18 protein-coding genes, 10 tRNA genes and 1 pseudogene are annotated in these 20,258 nt (G+C 40.9%); 4 read left to right on the top strand and 25 right to left on the bottom strand.

Annotated elements, in window-relative coordinates; translation table 11 throughout:
- Nucleotides 1-2: 2 nt before the first annotated feature.
- From J2Z32_RS18680 to J2Z32_RS18635, 10 genes are all read right to left on the bottom strand, one after another.
- The gene (locus J2Z32_RS18680; RefSeq protein WP_210090708.1) at nt 3-1,403 is read right to left on the bottom strand and encodes an ABC transporter substrate-binding protein; all 1,401 of its coding nucleotides are present in this window, start codon (nt 1,401-1,403) and stop codon (nt 3-5) included.
- 37 nt (nt 1,404-1,440) lie between these two features.
- On the bottom strand, nt 1,441-2,916 hold the full coding sequence (locus J2Z32_RS18675; RefSeq protein WP_210090707.1) for an ABC transporter substrate-binding protein: 1,476 nt from the start codon (nt 2,914-2,916) through the stop codon (nt 1,441-1,443).
- 385 nt (nt 2,917-3,301) lie between these two features.
- A complete protein-coding gene (locus tag J2Z32_RS18670; RefSeq protein ID WP_210090706.1) occupies nt 3,302-4,558 on the bottom strand; it encodes a HipA domain-containing protein in 1,257 nt (418 codons plus the stop codon).
- A 192-nt stretch (nt 4,559-4,750) separates the two neighbouring features.
- Nucleotides 4,751-5,944: a phosphopentomutase gene (locus tag J2Z32_RS18665; RefSeq protein ID WP_210090705.1), complete on the bottom strand. Its 1,194-nt coding sequence runs from the start codon at nt 5,942-5,944 to the stop codon at nt 4,751-4,753.
- A gap of 1 nt (nt 5,945) precedes the next feature.
- Entirely contained in the window at nt 5,946-7,109 is a 1,164-nt protein-coding gene (locus J2Z32_RS18660) for a YhfX family PLP-dependent enzyme (RefSeq protein WP_210090704.1), read from the bottom strand.
- A gap of 5 nt (nt 7,110-7,114) precedes the next feature.
- Nucleotides 7,115-8,221, bottom strand: a complete 1,107-nt coding sequence (locus J2Z32_RS18655; protein WP_210090703.1) for an aminotransferase class V-fold PLP-dependent enzyme — start codon at nt 8,219-8,221, stop codon at nt 7,115-7,117.
- Nucleotides 8,218-9,150: a phosphotriesterase family protein gene (locus tag J2Z32_RS18650; RefSeq protein WP_210090702.1), complete on the bottom strand. Its 933-nt coding sequence runs from the start codon at nt 9,148-9,150 to the stop codon at nt 8,218-8,220. Before J2Z32_RS18650 ends, J2Z32_RS18655 begins: the two co-directional genes overlap by 4 nt.
- Before the next feature lie 21 nt (nt 9,151-9,171).
- Entirely contained in the window at nt 9,172-10,467 is a 1,296-nt protein-coding gene (locus tag J2Z32_RS18645) for a YhfT family protein (protein ID WP_210090701.1), read from the bottom strand.
- Between the two features lie 30 nt (nt 10,468-10,497).
- Nucleotides 10,498-10,854: a DUF2620 domain-containing protein gene (locus J2Z32_RS18640; RefSeq protein ID WP_210090700.1), complete on the bottom strand. Its 357-nt coding sequence runs from the start codon at nt 10,852-10,854 to the stop codon at nt 10,498-10,500.
- 29 nt (nt 10,855-10,883) lie between these two features.
- Entirely contained in the window at nt 10,884-11,228 is a 345-nt protein-coding gene (locus J2Z32_RS18635; RefSeq protein WP_210090699.1) for a PRD domain-containing protein, read from the bottom strand.
- Between the two features lie 178 nt (nt 11,229-11,406).
- On the opposite strand from J2Z32_RS18635, the gene nagB reads away from it, so the two are divergent.
- Nucleotides 11,407-12,132, top strand: coding sequence for a glucosamine-6-phosphate deaminase (nagB, locus tag J2Z32_RS18630; RefSeq protein ID WP_210090698.1), 726 nt, complete (start codon nt 11,407-11,409; stop codon nt 12,130-12,132).
- A 137-nt stretch (nt 12,133-12,269) separates the two neighbouring features.
- Here the strand turns inward: nagB and yhfZ are convergent, their stop codons facing one another.
- Both yhfZ and J2Z32_RS18620 read right to left on the bottom strand, forming a co-directional pair.
- A complete protein-coding gene (gene yhfZ, locus J2Z32_RS18625) occupies nt 12,270-13,187 on the bottom strand; it encodes a GntR family transcriptional regulator YhfZ (protein WP_210090697.1) in 918 nt (305 codons plus the stop codon).
- 354 nt (nt 13,188-13,541) lie between these two features.
- Nucleotides 13,542-13,811, bottom strand: a pseudogene (locus J2Z32_RS18620) (oxidoreductase); the annotation flags it as partial.
- 117 nt (nt 13,812-13,928) lie between these two features.
- Here J2Z32_RS18620 and J2Z32_RS18615 point away from each other — a divergent pair.
- The 3 genes from J2Z32_RS18615 (at nt 13,929) to arsC (ending at nt 16,094) form a co-directional block, all read left to right on the top strand.
- The gene (locus J2Z32_RS18615; protein ID WP_210090695.1) at nt 13,929-14,255 is read left to right on the top strand and encodes an ArsR/SmtB family transcription factor; all 327 of its coding nucleotides are present in this window, start codon (nt 13,929-13,931) and stop codon (nt 14,253-14,255) included.
- Between the two features lie 97 nt (nt 14,256-14,352).
- Complete coding sequence (locus J2Z32_RS18610; RefSeq protein WP_245251607.1) at nt 14,353-15,648, top strand: arsenic transporter; 1,296 nt, start codon at nt 14,353-14,355, stop codon at nt 15,646-15,648.
- Nucleotides 15,649-15,674: 26 nt separating this feature from the next.
- Nucleotides 15,675-16,094, top strand: a complete 420-nt coding sequence (gene arsC / locus J2Z32_RS18605) for an arsenate reductase (thioredoxin) (protein ID WP_210090694.1) — start codon at nt 15,675-15,677, stop codon at nt 16,092-16,094.
- Between the two features lie 375 nt (nt 16,095-16,469).
- Here arsC and J2Z32_RS18600 read toward each other — a convergent pair whose 3' ends face one another.
- The 13 genes from J2Z32_RS18600 to J2Z32_RS18540 form a co-directional block, all read right to left on the bottom strand.
- A complete protein-coding gene (locus J2Z32_RS18600; RefSeq protein WP_245251606.1) occupies nt 16,470-17,741 on the bottom strand; it encodes a sensor histidine kinase in 1,272 nt (423 codons plus the stop codon).
- 88 nt (nt 17,742-17,829) lie between these two features.
- Nucleotides 17,830-18,537 (bottom strand): response regulator transcription factor, encoded by a 708-nt coding sequence (locus tag J2Z32_RS18595; RefSeq protein WP_210090692.1) that lies wholly within the window; start codon nt 18,535-18,537, stop codon nt 17,830-17,832.
- 66 nt (nt 18,538-18,603) lie between these two features.
- Nucleotides 18,604-18,885, bottom strand: a complete 282-nt coding sequence (locus J2Z32_RS18590; RefSeq protein WP_245251605.1) for an FAD/FMN-containing dehydrogenase — start codon at nt 18,883-18,885, stop codon at nt 18,604-18,606.
- A 467-nt stretch (nt 18,886-19,352) separates the two neighbouring features.
- Nucleotides 19,353-19,431, bottom strand: a tRNA-Leu gene (locus tag J2Z32_RS18585).
- A 13-nt stretch (nt 19,432-19,444) separates the two neighbouring features.
- Nucleotides 19,445-19,521 (bottom strand) — tRNA-Arg (locus J2Z32_RS18580).
- 11 nt (nt 19,522-19,532) lie between these two features.
- Nucleotides 19,533-19,607: transfer RNA gene (locus J2Z32_RS18575), tRNA-Gly, on the bottom strand.
- A 9-nt stretch (nt 19,608-19,616) separates the two neighbouring features.
- Nucleotides 19,617-19,698: transfer RNA gene (locus tag J2Z32_RS18570), tRNA-Leu, on the bottom strand.
- A gap of 13 nt (nt 19,699-19,711) precedes the next feature.
- A tRNA-Lys gene (locus tag J2Z32_RS18565) sits at nt 19,712-19,784 on the bottom strand.
- Nucleotides 19,785-19,815: 31 nt separating this feature from the next.
- A tRNA-Asp gene (locus J2Z32_RS18560) sits at nt 19,816-19,892 on the bottom strand.
- Between the two features lie 21 nt (nt 19,893-19,913).
- Nucleotides 19,914-19,987: transfer RNA gene (locus J2Z32_RS18555), tRNA-Met, on the bottom strand.
- A gap of 18 nt (nt 19,988-20,005) precedes the next feature.
- A tRNA-Val gene (locus J2Z32_RS18550) sits at nt 20,006-20,081 on the bottom strand.
- A gap of 9 nt (nt 20,082-20,090) precedes the next feature.
- Nucleotides 20,091-20,162 (bottom strand) — tRNA-Glu (locus tag J2Z32_RS18545).
- Between the two features lie 4 nt (nt 20,163-20,166).
- Nucleotides 20,167-20,242: transfer RNA gene (locus J2Z32_RS18540), tRNA-Asn, on the bottom strand.
- Nucleotides 20,243-20,258: the final 16 nt, after the last annotated feature.

Below are 20,258 nucleotides of genomic sequence, written 5' to 3'. Positions count from 1 at the left end.
TCCTATCTATTCTTAACAGATTGTTCTAGTTTACTTTGAGCCTCAGACTTTACTGCTGCTAATGCCTCATCAAGGCTCTTTTGCCCTTTTTTTACTAGTTCTAATTCTCTACCTAGGATCGTAGCAAAATCATTAAAAAATGAGTCCGGTAGCTTTCCCCAATCGCTACTTCGCTTTAGTAGCTTTGCCTTCAGCTTATAAAATGGCTCCAGGCTTATTCCTTCATACTCCTTCATAAATCCTGTTCGACTTAACAACATCTGTTGACCTAGCAATAATTCACTAGATTTAGAGCTGGCCTCAGCATATTCTTCTCCACACACATACTTAATAAATTTCCATGCTGCATCTTGATGAATGGATTCTATATTAATAGCAACTATATCGCCTAATGTCACATACGTGGATGTTGGGTCATGGGGATCAACAGGTCCAGCAGCAATACCGGTTTCAAAAGATGTAACACTGTTCAAATCCTTTTTTAAATGTTCCATAAGTCCTATCGTTGTTACAGAACCGATACGCATAGCCGCATGTCCCATCAAAAATGGTTGACTATCAACAAACTCCTCTTTGGTGCCACTAGTGAATAAATCATCCATGGAATTAAAAATTGCTCCAGACTGATCTGCCTGAATTGCGGTCTGAATTAATTTCTTCCAAGCCTCTGTATCAATGGTCACCTGCATCTGATTGGTATTCACAATGGATAATCCCTCGGTTTGACTCATCTTATCAATCAGTGTAACTAAATCCATAGGTGATTCGTAAATTTCCCCACTGCTATATCCATAAACTTGTTGCTGCTTCTCCCCACCAGTAGGGAATTGAAGAGCAAGCTCAATTATATCGTACCAGCTCATACCATCCGTTGGAAACGCTAGACCATATTTCTTAAACATATCCTTGTTATAAAATAACGCTTTGCTTGAGAAGGATGGAGTAAGTCCATACAATTCACCACCGCCCAATTCACGTAACTGGTCCACTAAACCAGGAACGAAGTCTTCCAAATTGTACTTATCTCTTGTACTTAATGAGCTAAGTTCAGTTAGGTTACCTTCCTTGATTTGATGCTTAAACTGATCCACACTCATAATTAATATATCTGGCTGTTCTTTAGTGATAAAATCTTTGTACACTTCTTCCTTCGTCTTATCCCCCATGTCTTTGTAAATATCTGCTTCACTAATAACTTCAAATTGGATATTTTGATGAAGTGTTGTATACCAATCCCCATATTGTTTATAAAATAATTCAGAATTTGGAGAGATAACTTTAAGAGTTGTCTTTTCTTGCTGCTCCTTAGTTTTACCTGGTACCATAGAATTACTTGTGCAACCTACTATTAATCCACAACTAACAACAAGCATTGTAAGTACGCGTAACCATGTTTTTTTCATTTATTGGCTCCTATCTTTACTTCAACACTCAGAATCATCATTTAAAAGGTATTGTCTTAAAATCCTCCCAATTAATTATCATGTCTTTTCTTATGTTATTATTGGACTTCCCCTCACTATTTTCTCCAGTCACTTTCTTATCAAGCATGACGTTATCAAGTGCAACTTGTAAGTCTTGTTGAATGGTCTTTAATGCTTCATCAATAGTTTTTTGGGACTTCTCTACTTGCGTCCATTCTCGCTCCATACATTCCCAATATTTATCATTGAATTTATCTGGGATAACATTATTAGGATCATCCGCATAGCCATTCGATAGCACCGAGGTTAAGTGATAAAAAACATCTAGGTCAATTCCATTAAAATCACTTTTATGTCCCATACGCGAAGGAATTCCGTTATCAGGTCTTCTCGCTAATTTACTTGCCACTTCATCCCCTTGCATAACCTTCAACAATTCCCATGCAGCCTCTACATTAGAGGATTTGGCACGAATGGCATATACATAGTCATTATTCATATATAAATCTCTTGTTACTTCTCGGTTAGTTTCATTCACGGGACCAACTACCATTCCGATCTTAAAAGGTTTGTTATCTGATTTTCCACTTTTTATATAGTCGAGTGCACTATAAGCATAGATAGGTTCGTCAGAAATTAATATCGCTTGTCGCCCCTGAACAAAGGGTTGCTGTTTATCGAAATCTTCATCCTCATTAAATCTTCCAATAAGAAATGAGTTTGATGATAAAGCCACTTTCGCTTGTTGAAACGCTTGTTTCCAACCTTCTGTATCCATTGTTACTTTCATAGTATTAACATTAACTGCCTTTAATCCCTTAAATAAACCAATGCTTAGACCTAACCCTAATAAGGGATTTTCTTTTGATAACCCAAAAGAATTTAGCCCTCCGTATATTCTCGATTGCTCATCTCCATCAGTAGGAAATTGTCCTATTAAGTCAATTATTTCTTGCCAAGTCATTCCATCGTGTGGTAACTCAACCCCATACTGCTCAAACAAATCGATATTGTAATAAATTGCTTTTCGTTGAAATGTAGGTGCAAAGCCATATAACCTTCCACCACCTTGCTCCCTTAAAAGGCTAGTAATAGAAGGAAAAATTGTATCGATATTATAATGATCCCGTACTACTAACGGATCAAGTTCTAACAAAAAACCATCCTGCGACAACTGATTGTATTCATTCATACTTAAGTAAAGAACATCCAGTTCCTCCTGCTCAAAAGATTGCTTTAGCTTTTCTAAGTAGTTCGATTCGTTACCCTCAAGTCCTTTACTATCATGTCTAACAAGTTTAATCTTAATTGAATCATTTTTGGCATGGAACATATCTCCATATTGATTATTAAAGTATCTGTCTTCCTTATCGTAGGTCATTACTTTCAGCTTTGTAGTGTCTGATGTTGATAAGCTTGTACAACCAGCGAATCCCCCCATCATAAGTGAAATTATAAGTAACAATAAAATTAATGGTTTTAACTTCCTCAAGCTGATTCCTCCATGTTTAACAAAATGTAGATTAATCTGATTAATCTAATTTTCACTCTATATTAAATGTGAATAAAATCACAAAAAATCCCTAGTTAACATTATTTATTCCCTACTATACTATCAAATGTCTAAAATCAATAATTAAAAAGTAGTGTAAGTATAGATTAAAATTACTCACATAATACTCAATCCAATTTTATACTTCGCACTACTCCAGATATATCGGATTTCTTAATCATTTAGACCACCATAAAAACACGCCTCCACGATTTTATCTTCATAGAGACGTTATGTTTGAAACTGAATATCAAATCATCTATCCTATTTTCCTATTTTCCTATCTTTCTATCTTTCTTTCTATCTTTCTTTCTATTTTTCTTTCCTATCTCCCTCCTTCATCTTCTTCCAACGAACCACTGTACGCAATATTTTCTTTTACATCAGTGCTGGAATCATCTACCCATACGTGTGGCTCACGACTGTCAATAAATTTCTGCAAACGTTCAATGCGTCCACGCAAAGCCTGACAAACTCTAAGACAACGGGCTTCATTTACAAAATGTGAACCATTAAAAATGGTTTGCACCTCTTCTTCAATTCCATCTAATAGAGAAAGGTCTAGCCAATCGAAGGAGGTTACTAGCTTGATTTGTTCGTTATGATCAGACTTAAATGGTTTACATGTCAGCTTAGCATTTGCGGCAACCAAACCAAGGGGATTAGAAAACCAGAGCGATGAACCACTATCGTAAATTGGCGCTGGCCCAACCCACTCCAAGGTTTCTACATTGCGAATTACGCCAAAATTATTCTGATGTCGATCTTCATTTGCAATTAAGTAATCAACCACCATCATCTGGTCAAGTGCCTCCACAATACCGGTAATGCCGAGTGCTTCACAACAGTTCACATAATGCTGATACACAGATATATGATTCCGCTTTTTGCTAGTTTGCATTATGTACCATGCTGTGATGAGTTCTGTTCGTGGAGTTATTAAATTTTCACACACGCTATAGGGGAAACCCTCATGCTCTATCAACGTGTAAGGAACATGAGGTATACCGAGACGCTCCATAATCTTGGTGGCAATAACTTCATTATATGGCTCCTGCTGAGTCTCCCCGCTTCCCCCTTTCAACAAGTAACGCTTTCCATCTATCATCGTCCATTTCTTTTTTAACCAGCCATCGGTTGTGTTATCTGGTGACATGAAACTGATCACATCAGATGAACCTTGCCCAATTAACACATTCCCTACATCCTCCGAAAAAGGATTGTGAAAAAAATTAACGACATTCCATTCCAACTGTGATTCAGATGGGGAAATCCAATATTGATCAGTCAAACTCAGCCCGTAGCTTTTATCTAGCAATTCCTGTGTTATAGACATATTCAATTTAAGCAATGCTTCCTTAATTCCGTCACGGGTAATCGGAATCGCACGTTCCCTCCACCATTCATTTAGTGCTGCGCGATCTATGTTCCTCTCTTTAACACGTACCCCCACTGGCACATGTTGTGGTGCATAAACCTGTCTTATCGCTGAGATGGAATTAGTCGCTTCATCGAGCTCAATCTCAGCTACAGGTTCACTTTTGTGCATGAGTGTGTAAAATTTATGCCAGGATTCAGCCATCCTTATTTCCTCCACTCCTTGATTATTTAATTTGTATTTTACATTTTATTTTTTATTCAATCTATGAATTGTATTTCAAACTATATACCCCGAGGATGTAAAGTCAGAAACAAAAAAAGCCCACTAGAGAAATTCTCTAATGGACCCATTAACTACATTAATATGCTTCCTTCATCCTCTATGCGAGAGATCTCACCTCTTTTTGATTAACTGTAAAAAACTTGTTCCATATTCCGGTGCTCCAATACCTACATATTCCGCCATCGTTGCTGCGATATCAGCCATCGTAGTCCGTTCTCCTATAAATACAGGTAGAGTTTGCTTACCTATTATTAAAATTGGTGTCTGTTCCCGCGTATGGTTAGAGTGACCGATGGTGGGATCATTGCCGTGATCAGCCGTAATAATGAGCAGATCTTCATCTCCCAGCTCCTTAATAAAAGTTTCTAGGAACTGATCCGATTGTTCGAGCACCTCCTTATACCAGAGGGAATCCTCTTTATGCCCAGCAAGATCGGTTTCCTGCACGTTGACCAGAAATACTGCATTATGTTCAGCTTCCTGATACTTTTGGTTAAACGTGGCCAAAACTTCCTTCGTTTCTACTACAGGATCACTGAACCCATTAGCCTGAATAACATCCGCCGTTTTTCCAATCCGATACACTGGAATTCCACTTCTCTCCGCCATGTAAGCAAATTGCTTCTCAAACTCCACCCCATAGCCAAGATGCACGACTTGGTAACCTTCACCATACACATTGGCTTTGGGTGCGTCCACCCCCCATTGGCCTGGATTTTTTTCATGTACAACCGATAAAATGACATTGATATCTGTTTTTTTGTTGCCAAACACTATCACCCTACTCGTGTCTATATTGGCACGGACGACTTTTCCAATCCTCACAACTTCATCAAAAGCTAGCAGATTCAAATCCCCTACCACATTGATAATATTACCTAGCTGTGACTCCAGATTATCCCCCACAACAACAGCTCCCTCTACGAGCAAAACGGTTGCGCCAGCAATGGGAGTCTCCACTCGATATCCCACTGCTTCAAGTGCACACTTAAGCACTGTACCAATCTCTGACATTAGTCGTGTTGCCGGCATCCCTGGTTTACTACCCATCAACTCTTGATGCCCCATAAAAGTATCCGCTCCATAATGAGCTAGATTGCTGCGACCATATGCCCCAAGCGGCTCTCCGATATCATCCACCAGCTTGCCAAGACCCAAGCTATACAGAACTGGAATATTTAACGGCACTGTTTCTCGAATATGTCTATACGTATGGGCACCAACATCTTCTGGCTTAAGCTTATGGCAATCTGCCATAGCTCCAATACCAAATCCATCCAGCACAAACAAGGTGAGTTTTCCCACGTTAAATCCCTCTTTTCTGGAAATGAACCAATTCAGGTTTGAGGCTATTTACCCCTCTTATATAAGCGACATGGGCTCTAGTTACAAATATTTGCGTACGGAAGGCATAAATCACGGTATCCCCAACCTTCATTGACTGCTCGTGATCTAAACAACCATAGTAATCAATATTTTCCGCAGAATATTGACTGATCTTTGCCCTTTGAGTAGTAATCTCTTCCGATGTTGCACCGTATAAGGCCTGCTGCATATGCGAGCGAGCATAAAAACCTCCAGCAATCGTATATGCGTACTCATCGTCCATATGCGAAATTTCCGAAACATAGACAATACTTGGAATTTCAGCAAGTTTATCGTTGTAAGCATGAAGCGGTGTTGTACCTGTCAGCGCATGACCTGGCTCGCCATGTGTGACGCCATACCGTTTCAACAGTGGAATAGTATAGCAGCTTGTTGCACTAGGAGCGTTCACCTGCTTTACCTCGATGCCATGCGACGCTAAGGTTTCTACTGAAGTAAGTAGTGTCTGCAAATTCGATGTGAAAGCAAAATCCGTATTTTCCGCATTAATTTGTAGCACGGGAAAGCTGGTAACCCCCACAATTCGTATTCCACGTAGCTTCAACATTTCAGGTAGCAACGAATTCAGCTCATGCAGTAAAAACCCGCCGAATTGTCCCGGAAAAATAGCATCTCCTGGTGAGATGACTCTCAGTATGACATCCTGTACATACCCAAGTGCCAAAGCGGCATCTGACAATTGCACAGCTCGTTCCAGAGAAAATAGGGTTACCACCTCTGGCTCCATTTTGCTCAAAACATCACTCCACTGGCTTTTGCCGGGCTGTACGATATGTCCAATATTGCCTATACTACATCCAGCCTTGGACAGTGCGTAAGCTTCATCTATATCAACAGCCACAGCTTGCTTTATCCCGCTTCCTTCAATCAGCTTTCCAGCAAAACCCCCACGGCCAATCTGTTTGGTCATATAATAGAGCTTCATGTCATGCTCAATCGCTGTTTCCGACAGAACTTTGGCATTATGCTCAAGCCCGTCCGCATCAATCACGTACGTATTAGGGGGGATCTCCCCCCTCTGGTGAAGAAGCATCGCCGCTGTGATCAATCCCTCATTCCGTTTTAAAGTCATATCTATAAACATTGGTTTTACCCCCTAAATTCCTGCAGCACATTTTCTAAAATGCGGATAACCGTATCTGCCGAGGCTTTCATTGGGTTAATACGCAGACCATACTCCTTAAGCCTTGGTTGACTCTCTAGAAAGCTTCCCGATACTCTATAAATCATCGGTATCAGCTCAAAGCGAGATTCCGCCCCTACTGGATAAGTAGCCGCACCATAGTGGGAAGCACGTTCAATAATTAATGATGCAAGTGGCTGCTCCAGCTCTACAATAACGTTTTTTGATTGGGAATTGGTGATATATACTTCCTTGATCCCTGCAACTTCGCCGTTTGCTAGACGATGACACAACTTCTCCACCTGTTCGTTTTGAATCGCCAGCATGACCGGAGCAAACACCATACTACGTAGCAACTCATGTGCTTCGTACCCCTGAACTTGGCCACCACCCGAATAGTTGCTAGCTTGTAGCTTCTCGATCCCTTCCTGTTTACCGATAATGACACCGATCCCTTGTGGACCCATTAGCTTAAAACCTGAAAATGTAGAATAATCTGCGCCATATTCTGAACCGATTCCCTGCATTTTCATCGCACAGTAGTTATCATCGACCACAATTGGCAGATCAGGTCGCTTGCTTTTAACAAACTCAATTAGTTTTTGGAGCTCATACGTATCCGTCGGCTGCTGTCTTGCATGCTGAACATAAAACACTTTGGAAGTCTGATCTTTTTCTAGCAAATCCGCCACAGCATTCATGTCGTTGAAATCCGTAGCAGACTGGCGAAGCCCCATTAAACGGAAAGTTTCCTTTGTCGTGGTGTACATCGGAGCCGTATGAACGATAACAGAATCACCCGGCTCGACTAGCACACTTAAAATCCCTCTAATTGCTCCGGTACCACTTCCCCTTGTCAGTGCACACTGCTCTCCACCAAATGTCCGAGCAAGTACCTTTTCAACTCGAGCGGTAGTTAACGGTCTGTTGTATTCAGGATGCAATCCGACATCTCCAATTTGAAAAAAATCATTATTGGTAAATTCCTTAGTAATTTCGTCAATCAATTTAAACTGCAACTGTTGCGCCTGCTCCATGGTGCGGTTTTTCAATACAGATTGTTTATATCTCATACTGAGGTGTCACCCGCCTTCCTGATGCTGAATGCCTGCTGTGGATTGGTTACCAACAGCTTATTGATTATTTCATCCGCTATTCCCCTGCTTTGTAATGAAGGTACAAATGATCTCAATACTACATCATAGCCCTGTCCTCCACGTGCACGCAGGTGCGATTTCCGTGTCAAATCGGTTGACAACAGCAGTTGGTTCTCAAATCCATGATCAATAAACTTTAATAAGGATTCCAAGCGAGCCTTGTCACTACGATAGTTTTCCTTCCCAATGGTATCCATCGCAACATAGGCACCAGCTTTCAGCACCTCCAGTACCACATCATCATGCTCGTTAAGATCTTGGTGTCCGATAATAATTTGATCTAAAGGTATACCTTCTCTTGTAAATAGCTCAATCTGCTCCAGCGCACAGGTTCCAAGCGTCGTATGAGTAGAAAGCGGAAGACCTGTCGCTACCGCGGCTACGATGGCTCCATGAAACAACTCTATTTCTATCGGTTTGAATTCGTTCAGACTACTCCCAATCTCACCGATCACGCCAGGCTTGATTCCTGTATTCTCAATGCCATATTGTATTTCCCGAATCATCCAATCAGCGAACTGATCTCGTTTCCATTGCAGCTTCTCCTCAGGAATAAAAGGATCTTTATAGCAACCAGTGCTTGCAATAATATGAATGTTTGCAGCCTTACTAATCTCAGCAAGCTTGCTTACATCCCGTCCCATTCCATCATTAGTTACCTCAACAATGGCACGTCCTCCATAACTATAAAAACTTTTCAAATCATCTAATACAAGTTTTGTATCCTGCAAGCACGTATCCTCATTTTTCTTAATCCGGCTCAAATCCACATAAAGATGCTCGTGACACGCACAAACGCCAAGTTCCTCTGGTTTTATTTCACCAAGCACGGTTTGAATATACATTTTTCTCTCTCTCCTCTCTCCTTACAACGGCGGAGTATACAGGCCTAGTAGAACTAAAATGTTCCCTATAATACCAACAGCAATCGCTCCCACAGGACCTACGGCCATTCGTACAATTGGACGTCCTGCTACTTCATTCAACAAGTAGAAACCTGCAATTCCAAAATATCCAAGCCCCGGTACGATGGCATTAGCCGCATTGGCCCCACCAATCAAAAGTGCAATCTCAAGCACTCTGGTCATTGCATTTCGGATGCTCTCCCCAGAAGAACGGATTCCTGGATAACGATCCAAAAATTTAGCCATTTTCGACAACAGCTGAATTTCCAAGAAAATAACGACCGCACCAAGCAGTGCTGCAATAAGCGGATTTGGTGAAAATATCCCTACTCCGAATACAAATGTAAATCCAACCGGACCAAACACACCGGTAGCAATTGCCGTACTAGCAATAAGAGGGACAAATCCAATCGCTTTGGCTAATGCGGCAATACCGCCCTCTGTAATTTTTCCATCTGCCAGTAAGCTTAACGAGATTGGATCGCCAGCAATCAGCAGGAGATTAGTGGCAGCCGCGGCCAAACCGCCGCTGATCATAATAATCCACGAAAACTTTTTAATTCGTTGCACACGGTCTGTGAACATCGAAGCCAATGTTGATAAACTCTGATCGTCAGATTTTTCCTTCATTGCAAATGCAATTAAAAATACCATGCCCACAATCAGCGCAATGCCTTCGGGACTCAAAACAACCGGCGTGCCATCAATTTGAATAAGCTGTTTAGTGTTACTAAAGACAGCAATTTGTCTAACCAACGCCGCTGCTAGAAAAGCGATAATACCTTTCTTGACCGAAAATTGTAGTGCAATGGCGAGAGCAGGAAACACCATAAAGGAAACAACAACAGGCTCGCCGATCTTGTTAAAACCATCAATAAAGTTGAGCGGAAGCAGTTCAAATGCTTTAACCACCGCTTGAAGTCCAAAATAAATGCCAGCACCATACACGCCACCAACCACACCAGCAATAGCTGTACTTAATTTCCCACGGTTGAAAACTAAACCGATGATATCTGTTCCTAGCAAAATACTGTGAATAAGCAAAATGCTAGCTGAAATCGAAATAGGTAAACCGTATCCGATCACAAGCCCAAAGCTCATGGCAAATGCGGTAACACCTAACTCCTTTCGACTCATTCTCCCTTCGAGATTTTCAGGGACAATAGGTCTAAGACCATCATTAAATACAGCAATTCCTAAATTGGCCATAATAGCAGTTACCGTTCCTAGCGCGATGATTAACAAAGCTTCCAACATACAATTCCCCCCTTAATTTTGATATAACTCCTATTTGGTAAGCGCTGTCATAATAAGCTCAACAGCTTTGTCTTTATGATCACCAGTAAATCCAAATGCTTTTGCACCTTGAGCGACAGCCTGATTTACTTTCTCTTGTGTTGGCGGCTGACCAGGCATGGAAATCGTTGCACAATTTGGCTTGCCAACAAGAGCAATCGCCATAGCTAAAGCACCGCCTCCCCCTGTATAACAAGCGCCCAAATAATAATCAGCTTGTCCCGTTTTAAGTGCCATTGCAGCTTCCAGATCGTTTTTAACAGTTACTTCAACCGCATCCCCGCCGTATTGTTTAACCAATGCCTCAATTTCCTTCTTCTCCACTTGTCCACCAATAACAATTTTCATATGTGCTCTCCTCTTTTCCGAAAGTATTTTTAAAGATGCGAAGCATTAACAAAATGCATGATCAGATATTGTCGTTCTTCATTAGGAAGCATAATGCTCATCTGAGACTCGATCCAACTTACGTTTTCAACAGCTTGAGAGAAATGCGGAGATCGTCTGATTTCCTCCATGATATCTTCTGGTGGAGCAATCAACTCTTCTTCTCGCTCTATACGTGTGACAGCCATGGCGAGATGAGTAATTAGCTTAGTGTATTGCTTTTCGTTATTTGCATTAATAAATTTTGAAATTGTTGCCTCACACAGCTTCATAGCGCTTGGTGTGATGGTATTAGTAGTAAATAAGATATCAAGTCTTTCTCTTAAAGCACTCACTTTTCTTCACGCTCCTCTTAGTATAGTTCCCCTGTAAAAACCAAGCAGAGGAATTGATCCTTGATCTTATTTTTTCAATATACAATATTCTGTATTTTGTATTGAACTAATCATATCATCGTGTTACATTAAGTTCAATAGTTTATAAGCAAAATTATTACTCCAGGAGGAAACAATTATGTTTAATATACTTAGAGTACACGATGAGGAACAATTTAATGAAACAGGGGCCGCTATAATTGCCAGCCTGCTCCAAGCAAATCCCAAAGCGGTTTTAGGTCTAGCTACAGGGAGCACGCCAATTGGAGTATACAATAAACTGATACAATTATATCAAAAGGGCCTGCTATCCTTCCAAAACGTAACGACCTATAACCTTGATGAATACGTTGGCCTCCCCAAAGATCATGAGCAGAGCTATTCCCAGTTTATGAAAAAGCATCTGTTTCAGCATATAGATATTGATCTCGCTAATACGTTTATTCCCGACGGAAACTCCGGAGATGCCGATAAAGCCGCTGCCCACTACAACTCATTACTTGAAAAGTCACCATTTTTTGATCTGCAACTACTGGGTATCGGTCACAACGGACATATTGGATTCAATGAACCGGGCAATGAACTAATTGGAAATACGCATGTCGTTTCCCTTCATGAATCAACACGTGTAGCCAATGCTCGCTTCTTTTCATCGCTTGAAGAGGTTCCGACTCAGGCCATTACGATGGGGATTGGTGCTATATTACATGCCAAACAGATATTACTCCTTGCCAAAGGAAAGGAAAAATTGGACGCACTACAAAGGGCTATTTATGGTCCCATCACCACTCAATGTCCAGCATCATTTCTACAGGTTCATCCCCGTGTCCTTATATTGACGGACGCCGAAGCAGGCGCATTTTAAACAAATACAATCTCAAAACATTGACAGGCCAAGCCATTGCATATCGCAGTGGCTTTTTTGGGTACCACCATTATAAAGCGCTTACAAAAACAAATAGCAAGAAATTGACCTTGCTTATTCACAAGTGATTATATACATCAGTATTTGGGTATACACTTGCCAGATTCCACATCCTGTTGGGTTTTTACAATTTCAGCAGTTGATATCAGGTTAAACAAATACTCAATCTTCTTATTATTTTTGCGTATTACGCATACAGCCTGGCTCATTTCGTTGTCCATCTCCAAAGCTTCTGGCGACGTCAAGCCCGATAAATGCAAAGAACTGCTCTCGATTTCATCCATATTCCATACCATGGCATCTATTAATTTTGCCTTCAAGTGTTTCAATAAATGCATGTAGTTCAAATTCACATACTCCACATTTCGTTCTTTCACTTCCAATTGGGTCAAAACCTGTTGGTCAATTGAATAACTATCAACGCCGATCTTCATCCCATCCTCAATTTCGCTCTTATCCTCGGCAAAAATAAGTGCATGACGAGAAACATACGAATTGGGGCCAAAATCTTTCACAATCATCAAATCATCATTTTTTGCCACAGCTTCATTCGCTGAAAACTTAGATACAAGCGCAAAATCGTATCTCCCCTCCAACACATTGTTTATGCGGATGGTTGCTCCTCTCATAAATGCGGAATGAAGAGACAGACCTAACTTTTCAAATACTTCATGCAGTGCAGTAGCAAGTCCTTCGTATTTACGGGAGTATGGCAAAGGCATAACGCCTACAATATTATTTAAACCGCAGCATTGAAGCAGTAAATTCACATTTTTCCTTCTAAGAAATGTTCCCAAGTGTCCTCTTGACTCTAAAGAGATGCAGTGAGTCTCTTCCAATTTTTTTAACACACTTTGTACAGTACCCCGTCCTACATTATACTTTTGAGACAAATCATCTATTTTAGGAATTCTCGAATCTAATTCGACAAACAGAAGCTCTTCAGCAACTTTTTGAATGACTATGCTGCTTTTCGAGTTTAGCCCTTCAAACAACAATAACTTCCCCTTTCAATATACAATATTCTGTATTTTACATAGATGGATCATATCATCTTCAAATTGTAATTTCAACAAGTATTTTTAGAAAAAACTTCTCTCGAATTCAATAACGTTCGTAAACATTTTACGCTCTCAACTGACTAAAACCTCCACATGAATAACGATCAGATAACTCATAAAAAACCATTTTTTCATTTAACTGAGGGATAGGTCTGAACAGGCTTCCCAAAAGCTCGCCTTTTTTTAATATCAGACTGTTGCGAAAAGACATTTCATCAAAATCTGTACAATTAATCTTGAGACACATGAACCAGAATACGGCCAAGAGCTTTGAATTTCAAAATATCGAACGGAATCTCCATACTCGATTTTGCTCAAAATAGCAGCAAGCATATTACCGCCTACAGGATCAACGGCAGCTTGCCATTGCTGTTCACTTGCTCCAAGTGATTTCAAATAATCAGCAGCATCCAAGTTCCCTGTGCTAGCGACTACTTGATAGCCTTTTTTATGCAGCATGGGCATAGCTGCACCACCAACACTACCAGTTGCTCCCGTAACCAAAATTTTTTCTTTCTCAGGTGATACTCCATTATCTCCTAAACGCATAATGACTAATAAATCAGAGATACTATTCCAAATCAATGAAGGGAAGTATGAAGAATGTTTTGTGATATACTTAATTTATATTAATGGATAATAAACACTCTCAAATTTGATACTGGAGGAATGATCTTGGAGCAAATAATTGACATGGCTGAAAAGTTAAAGCTATTAAGTGATAAAACAAGGCTCACTATACTGGCTTTACTAAAAGATAGAGAACTATGTGTTTGTGAACTTGTTGAGATTTTAGAAATTTCCCAACCCGGTGTAAGCCAACATTTAAGAAAACTAAAATCGCAGGGTATTGTAAAGGAAAATAAGCGTGGGCAGTGGGTATACTATTCCTTGAACGTAAAGGATAAGCCTTATATTAAAGCAGTATTAGACTTCACGCCTGATCCAAAAAGCATTTTATCATTCCTAAACAAAGAAGAAATAGCTCCGGTTTGTAATTAATATTTCTTCTATTGATTATATAATTATATGATTATATAATGATTTACGAATATGTTTATTTGCTGAATCCAGCTAAAGGTGAAATTGGAGGCTTAAAATGGTATCCATTGTATTGGCATGTTTTATTTTCTTAATTACATTAACGTTCGTAATTTGGCAGCCAAAAAATTTATCCATTGGCTGGTCCGCTTGCGGTGGTGCAGTATTAGCACTACTTGTAGGAGTTGTCGATTTTCAAGATGTCTTGGACGTAAGTCAGATCGTCTGGAACGCAACATTAGCTTTCGTGGCTATTATTATCATTTCATTGATTTTGGATAGGATTGGTTTCTTTGAGTGGGCCGCGCTACACATGGCCCGCGCTGCCCATGGGAGTGGCATACGTATGTTTGTGTTTGTCAGTATTCTTGGAGCTATAGTTGCTGCATTTTTCGCCAATGATGGCGCAGCACTCATCTTAACACCTATAGTATTAGCCATGGTTCGAGCATTAAATTTTGATGAGAAGAAAGTATTTCCCTTTATTATAGCAAGTGGATTTATTGCGGATACCACTTCTCTCCCACTGGTCGTCAGCAACCTGGTTAATATCGTTTCGGCTGATTTTTTTGGTATTGGATTTAGCGAATTTGCAAGCAGAATGATTATTCCAAATTTATTCTCTCTTATTGCCAGCATCTTAGTGCTTTACTTCTTTTTCCGCAAAAGTATTCCGCAGCGTTTTGAGGTGATTCACTTAAAAGCACCTGCAGATGCCATTAAAGATGCCTCAATGTTTCGGCTATCTTGGTATGTTTTAGCTGTTCTGATGATTGGATATTTTGTCAGTGAGTTTATGAAAATTCCCGTCTCCCTCATTGCAGGCATCATTGCACTCCTCTTTTTGTTAATGGCACGCAGAAGTCACGCTGTTCACACTAAAGAAATAATTAAAAGTGCTCCTTGGGCAATCGTATTTTTCTCTATTGGAATGTATGTTGTGGTGTATGGTTTACGAAATGTCGGATTAACCACTTTACTTGCCGAAGTCATTCACCAAATTGCGGATCAGGGGTTGTTTATTGCAACGATGGGAATGGGCTTTATTGCTGCTATTTTATCCTCTGTTATGAATAACATGCCTACAGTAATGATTAATGCTCTTGCCATTGACGCTACTCAGACTTCAGGAGTAGTTCATGAGGCTTTAATATATGCTAACGTTATTGGCTCAGATCTTGGCCCTAAAATTACACCGATTGGCTCATTAGCAACTTTACTTTGGCTACATGTACTCGCGAATAAAGGCGTTCGCATATCTTGGAAAACCTACTTTAAAACAGGAATAATCCTCACTGTCCCAACGCTATTTATAACATTGCTTGGTTTGTACCTGTGGTTAACCATTTTATAAGGTTCACATATAAAGGAGAAGATAATATGGATAAGAAAACACTTTATTTTTTATGCACAGGAAACTCTTGTCGTAGTCAGATGGCCGAAGGTTGGGCAAAAAAGCATCTAGGGGATCAATGGAATGTGTTCAGTGCAGGAATTGAAGCACATGGTTTAAATCCAAATGCAGTTAGGGCTATGAAGGAAGTAGGAATTGAGATTTCAAACCAAACTTCCGATATAATTGATACTGAGATTTTGAACACCGCTGATTTGGTTGTAACTCTTTGTGGCGATGCCGCAGATAAATGCCCTATAACACCGCCTAAAGTGAAACGTGAGCATTGGGGATTTGATGACCCAGCAAAAGCCCAAGGCACAGATGAAGAAAAGTGGGCTGTATTTCAACGTGTACGTGATCAAATTGGTGAAAGAATTCGACGGTTTGCTGAAACTGGAAATTAACCTTTATGCTTATTTGAAACAAAAGGCGCAGGACAAAACCTAAGCCTCTAGAAGAAAAGTGGAATCGCCATTCATATTCCACTTTTTTGTATTTTTTATGTTTTGCACAAGAGGGGTTATCTTCTTGTGCAAACCCATTTTATTTTCAACCTTTAAACATAAGGACACTTCCTCTGGTTGTGTTTGGGCCTGTTGACTTAATTTTACCAGAAGGTGTTTTTTCTTTGATAAAATAAAGAAAACCAATGAATTTTTACTTATTGTAAACGTTCATCGTTTTTTTATCTTTAGGCATTGGTTTTGTCACAGCCTCTAAAAAGCCAAATAGTGGGTAAAGTCATCCGTCGATGTCCTTACCCACTAATCTTAGTATGTTTATTTTAACTGTTTCGGAAAGTGTAATGTAAACCGAGTGCCCTGATTGATTTTACTCTCGACATAAATACTGCCGCCGTGTGCTTCTACGATAGCCTTTACGATGGCCAAACCGATTCCGGCACCGCCTGTTCTGCGATTCCGTGATTTATCTCCACGATAGAAACGCTCAAAAATATGCGGCAGCTCATCGGGTACTATGCCTGTACCTGTATCTGAAATGGTTACGTTCGCATGATCTGCGACTTCAAAAATCCTAACATGAATTGAACCTTCGCCGGTATATTTATATGCGTTATTCAACAGGTTAACAAAAACTTGAACTAGGCGTCCAGCATCGCCGATAATAACAACTGGTGTTTCTTCCTGAATGTTGAGATCGATCGGTTTCTCGCTGAACTGAGCTTTTACCGTTTCTTCGGAATCTCTGATCACCTCAAGCAGTCTAACCGGTTCTTGTTTTAGCTTGAGCATCGGATTTTCGACCGCTGACAAGTTCTCCAAATCATGAATAAGCTTTACTAACCGGATAACTTGCCCATGACACACCTCCAATTTATCAGGAGTCGCTTCCCATACCCCATCTTGAAAAGCTTCAATGTGACTTTGGATCGTGGCAAGCGGTGTACGTAATTCATGGGCAATATCGGCCGTTAAATTTTTTCGTAACTGATCTTGTTGCTCTAGTTCATCTGCTAAATGGTTTAAAGCGAGCCCCACCTCCTCGATTTCCGTATGACGGTTTGCCAATACAACACGAGATGACAAATCCCCTTCCTTCATTTGAGTAGCTATTTGTTTGATGCGTAATAAAGGTCTGCTTAGGCTATTTGCCATAAGTACGCTATAGATTGTTACACCGGCAATGGCCAAAATAAACGCCACCCAAAGTAATGTGTTAAATAGGTTCAGAAACTGCCGGTTTTGTGTCTCAAAATTGCCTGCAAGTCCCTCAATTTCGATCCTGCCGATCTTCACATTATTTTTTGTAATATCTCGCGTTATTACTTTCGTATTTATAGTGCCTTTTTCAGTTAGTTTAGAGGCATGCATCATTCTCCCCATAGATTTCGTATCCCAGATTAAATTGCCTCCAACGTCATAAATTCTCACGATATAGTTCCGAAGCATAGCTTGATGTGAGATAGACATAAAAGAAACCTCAAACCATCCGCCTGCAATTTCATCATAGGATCCTACCAAATCTTCGACAATCGTATCTACCTCTGCCTGTTGCTGAGTTTGCGTATACCTTCCAAATGAGTAAGCCATGACCAGATAAACAATGATCATGATAAGCAGCAGTGAACCGAGGCTTACGCCTAAATGCGAAATTAACAGTCTTTTACGCAGTCCTCCGCTATTCATCAGGGACCCCCTGAAATTTATACCCCACCCCATAGACCGTAATAATAAACGATGGATTTTTCGGGTGATCACCGATTTTTTGGCGGATGTTCTTGATATGGACATCAATTGTTCGTTCCATACCTTCAAAATCATCCCCTTGTATCAGATTAACCAGTTCGAAACGGTTAAATGCTCTCTTCGAATGTTTGGCTAAAATTTCAAGTAATTTAAATTCAATGGGGGTAAGCTGGACGCTTTCGCCCCTGACTGTTACTTCATGCCGTTCCGGATCGATGGATAGGCGGTTCCCACCGAAAGAAATCTTTTTTTCCTTCAACGTATATCCCGCAGACTTCGATCTTCTTAGCAAGCTGATAACCCTGGCCATCAGTTCCCGAGGACTGAACGGCTTGACAAGGTAGTCATCTGCTCCGATTAATAGACCATGAACAAGGTCGTCTTCACTACTTTTGGCGGTCAACATGAGGATAGGAGTATCCGATTTCTTTCGGATCGTCTTGCAAACATCCTCGCCCGAAAGGTCCGGAAGCATTAAGTCCAAGATGACTAAGTCAGGTTGGAGATTCTCAAAAAGCCGAAGCGCCCCCTGTCCTGAATCTGTTTCATAAACCAGGTAGTCCTGTTTCTCCAGGTAGGCTTTAATGACGTGGAGAAGGCTTGGTTCATCATCGACAATTAAAATTTTTGTCCGTTCCATACAAATCCCTTTCATTAAGTAGAGATAAGACCTCACGTAACTCGCGAGGCCTGTCTAAATTCGTAATTAGAAGTTCATCATATTCCTAAACATCTGAGTATTGTTCATCATACCTTTAACACCCCGGCCATTGCCACCATGGCAGCTATTATACATCTCCCGAATTTGTTCCTCGGAGAGATCCGGGTGCATTTGCTTGGCATGCGGCAACATTTGTTCAAAGGTGATTTGCTTATTTGCTTTACCGCTGTTGTCGGTGCCGTTTTCGGCTGTAGCCGCATAGACACCTGCCGTTCCAATCCCCATAACCAAAGCCATCGTTGCGATTCCAATCCATAGTTTTTTCATTAGTATCTCCTCCTTATGAATATAATATAAACAATAAATATGAAGAACTAATTTATACATTGTGAAGAAGTTATAAAGATCAGTTATTGAGCCCAGAGAGCCGATAGTAATCCCGATGGAAAGCCCTATTTGAGGAAATGACATGCCACGCAATAGGAGGCCGATACGATTAAACATGCCAGCCTCATAGATATCCTAGAGTATATCTATGGCAATACGTTAGGGTGTCGCATTAAGCGATATATTACGCAGCTTTTCCATTCTGCTCAACAGACACGGTTTTAAGCCAAACTGGTATCACGACCTGCGCCAACTTATTATTAGCCAGCGGTGTAAGCATGAAAGAGGTTCAGGAATGGCTAGGGCGCAGTGATTACGTAACATCGGCGAGTATTTACTCAAATTTGGTATAAAACTCAAACAAAAAAAGCCCATTTGAGAATATCTCTAATGAACTCTTTTACTTATACCGGTGAGAGGACTCGAACCTCCACGGTTTCCCACTCGATTTTGAGTCGAGCGCGTCTGCCATTCCGCCACACCGGCTTATTAAGTTAAATGGCGCGCCCTGAGAGATTCGAACTCCCGACCTTTTGATTCGTAGTCAAACGCTCTATCCAGCTGAGCTAAGGGCGCATTTTAAATTATGGAGCGGACGACGGGAATCGAACCCGCGACCCTCGCCTTGGCAAGGCGATGCTCTACCGCTGAGCCACGTCCGCAATTTATGATGCGCGTAGAGGGACTTGAACCCCCACGTCGTTAGACGCTAGATCCTAAGTCTAGTGCGTCTGCCAATTCCGCCATACGCGCGCATTCATAAAAGTGAGCCATGAAGGACTCGAACCTTCGACACCCTGATTAAAAGTCAGGTGCTCTACCAACTGAGCTAATGGCTCTTAATAAGAGAGTCTTTTTAAAAATTTTTAATGGCGGAGCCGACGGGATTCGAACCCGCGGTCTCCTGCGTGACAGGCAGGCATGTTAGGCCTCTACACCACGGCTCCACACTAATAAATAATTTTTAATTGCGGGGACAGGATTTGAACCTGTGACCTTCGGGTTATGAGCCCGACGAGCTACCGAACTGCTCCACCCCGCGTCAATAATATAAAATATATGGTGGAGGCTGAGGGGCTCGAACCCCCGACCCTCTGCTTGTAAGGCAGATGCTCTCCCAGCTGAGCTAAGCCTCCATATATAAATGACCCGTAGGGGAATCGAACCCCTGTTACCTCCGTGAAAGGGAGGTGTCTTAACCGCTTGACCAACGGGCCTTAATGGCTCCCCGAACAGGACTCGAACCTGTGACAACTCGATTAACAGTCGAGTGCTCTACCAACTGAGCTATCAGGGAATAGATTCCATGAGAT

Source organism: Paenibacillus turicensis, assembly GCF_017873435.1.
Taxonomy (GTDB): domain Bacteria; phylum Bacillota; class Bacilli; order Paenibacillales; family Paenibacillaceae; genus Fontibacillus; species Fontibacillus turicensis.
The sequence above is the reverse complement of the archived record's forward strand: the minus strand, read 5'-3'. Positions and strand labels throughout refer to the sequence as shown.

What these genes read in the sequence shown, in the direction of transcription:
- J2Z32_RS18590 (WP_245251605.1), bottom strand. Translation starts at nt 18,885, where the DNA reads ATGAAAAAACTATGGATTGGAATCGCAACGATGGCTTTGGTTATGGGG.
- J2Z32_RS18645 (WP_210090701.1), bottom strand. Translation starts at nt 10,467, where the DNA reads ATGTTGGAAGCTTTGTTAATCATCGCGCTAGGAACGGTAACTGCTATT.
- J2Z32_RS18655 (WP_210090703.1), bottom strand. Translation starts at nt 8,221, where the DNA reads ATGAGATATAAACAATCTGTATTGAAAAACCGCACCATGGAGCAGGCG.
- J2Z32_RS18660 (WP_210090704.1), bottom strand. Translation starts at nt 7,109, where the DNA reads ATGTTTATAGATATGACTTTAAAACGGAATGAGGGATTGATCACAGCG.
- J2Z32_RS18680 (WP_210090708.1), bottom strand. Translation starts at nt 1,403, where the DNA reads ATGAAAAAAACATGGTTACGCGTACTTACAATGCTTGTTGTTAGTTGT.
- J2Z32_RS18640 (WP_210090700.1), bottom strand. Translation starts at nt 10,854, where the DNA reads ATGAAAATTGTTATTGGTGGACAAGTGGAGAAGAAGGAAATTGAGGCA.
- J2Z32_RS18670 (WP_210090706.1), bottom strand. Translation starts at nt 4,558, where the DNA reads ATGGCTGAATCCTGGCATAAATTTTACACACTCATGCACAAAAGTGAA.
- J2Z32_RS18650 (WP_210090702.1), bottom strand. Translation starts at nt 9,150, where the DNA reads ATGTATATTCAAACCGTGCTTGGTGAAATAAAACCAGAGGAACTTGGC.
- nagB (WP_210090698.1), top strand. Translation starts at nt 11,407, where the DNA reads ATGTTTAATATACTTAGAGTACACGATGAGGAACAATTTAATGAAACA.
- J2Z32_RS18595 (WP_210090692.1), bottom strand. Translation starts at nt 18,537, where the DNA reads ATGGAACGGACAAAAATTTTAATTGTCGATGATGAACCAAGCCTTCTC.
- J2Z32_RS18610 (WP_245251607.1), top strand. Translation starts at nt 14,353, where the DNA reads ATGGTATCCATTGTATTGGCATGTTTTATTTTCTTAATTACATTAACG.
- J2Z32_RS18600 (WP_245251606.1), bottom strand. Translation starts at nt 17,741, where the DNA reads ATGGCTTACTCATTTGGAAGGTATACGCAAACTCAGCAACAGGCAGAG.
- arsC (WP_210090694.1), top strand. Translation starts at nt 15,675, where the DNA reads ATGGATAAGAAAACACTTTATTTTTTATGCACAGGAAACTCTTGTCGT.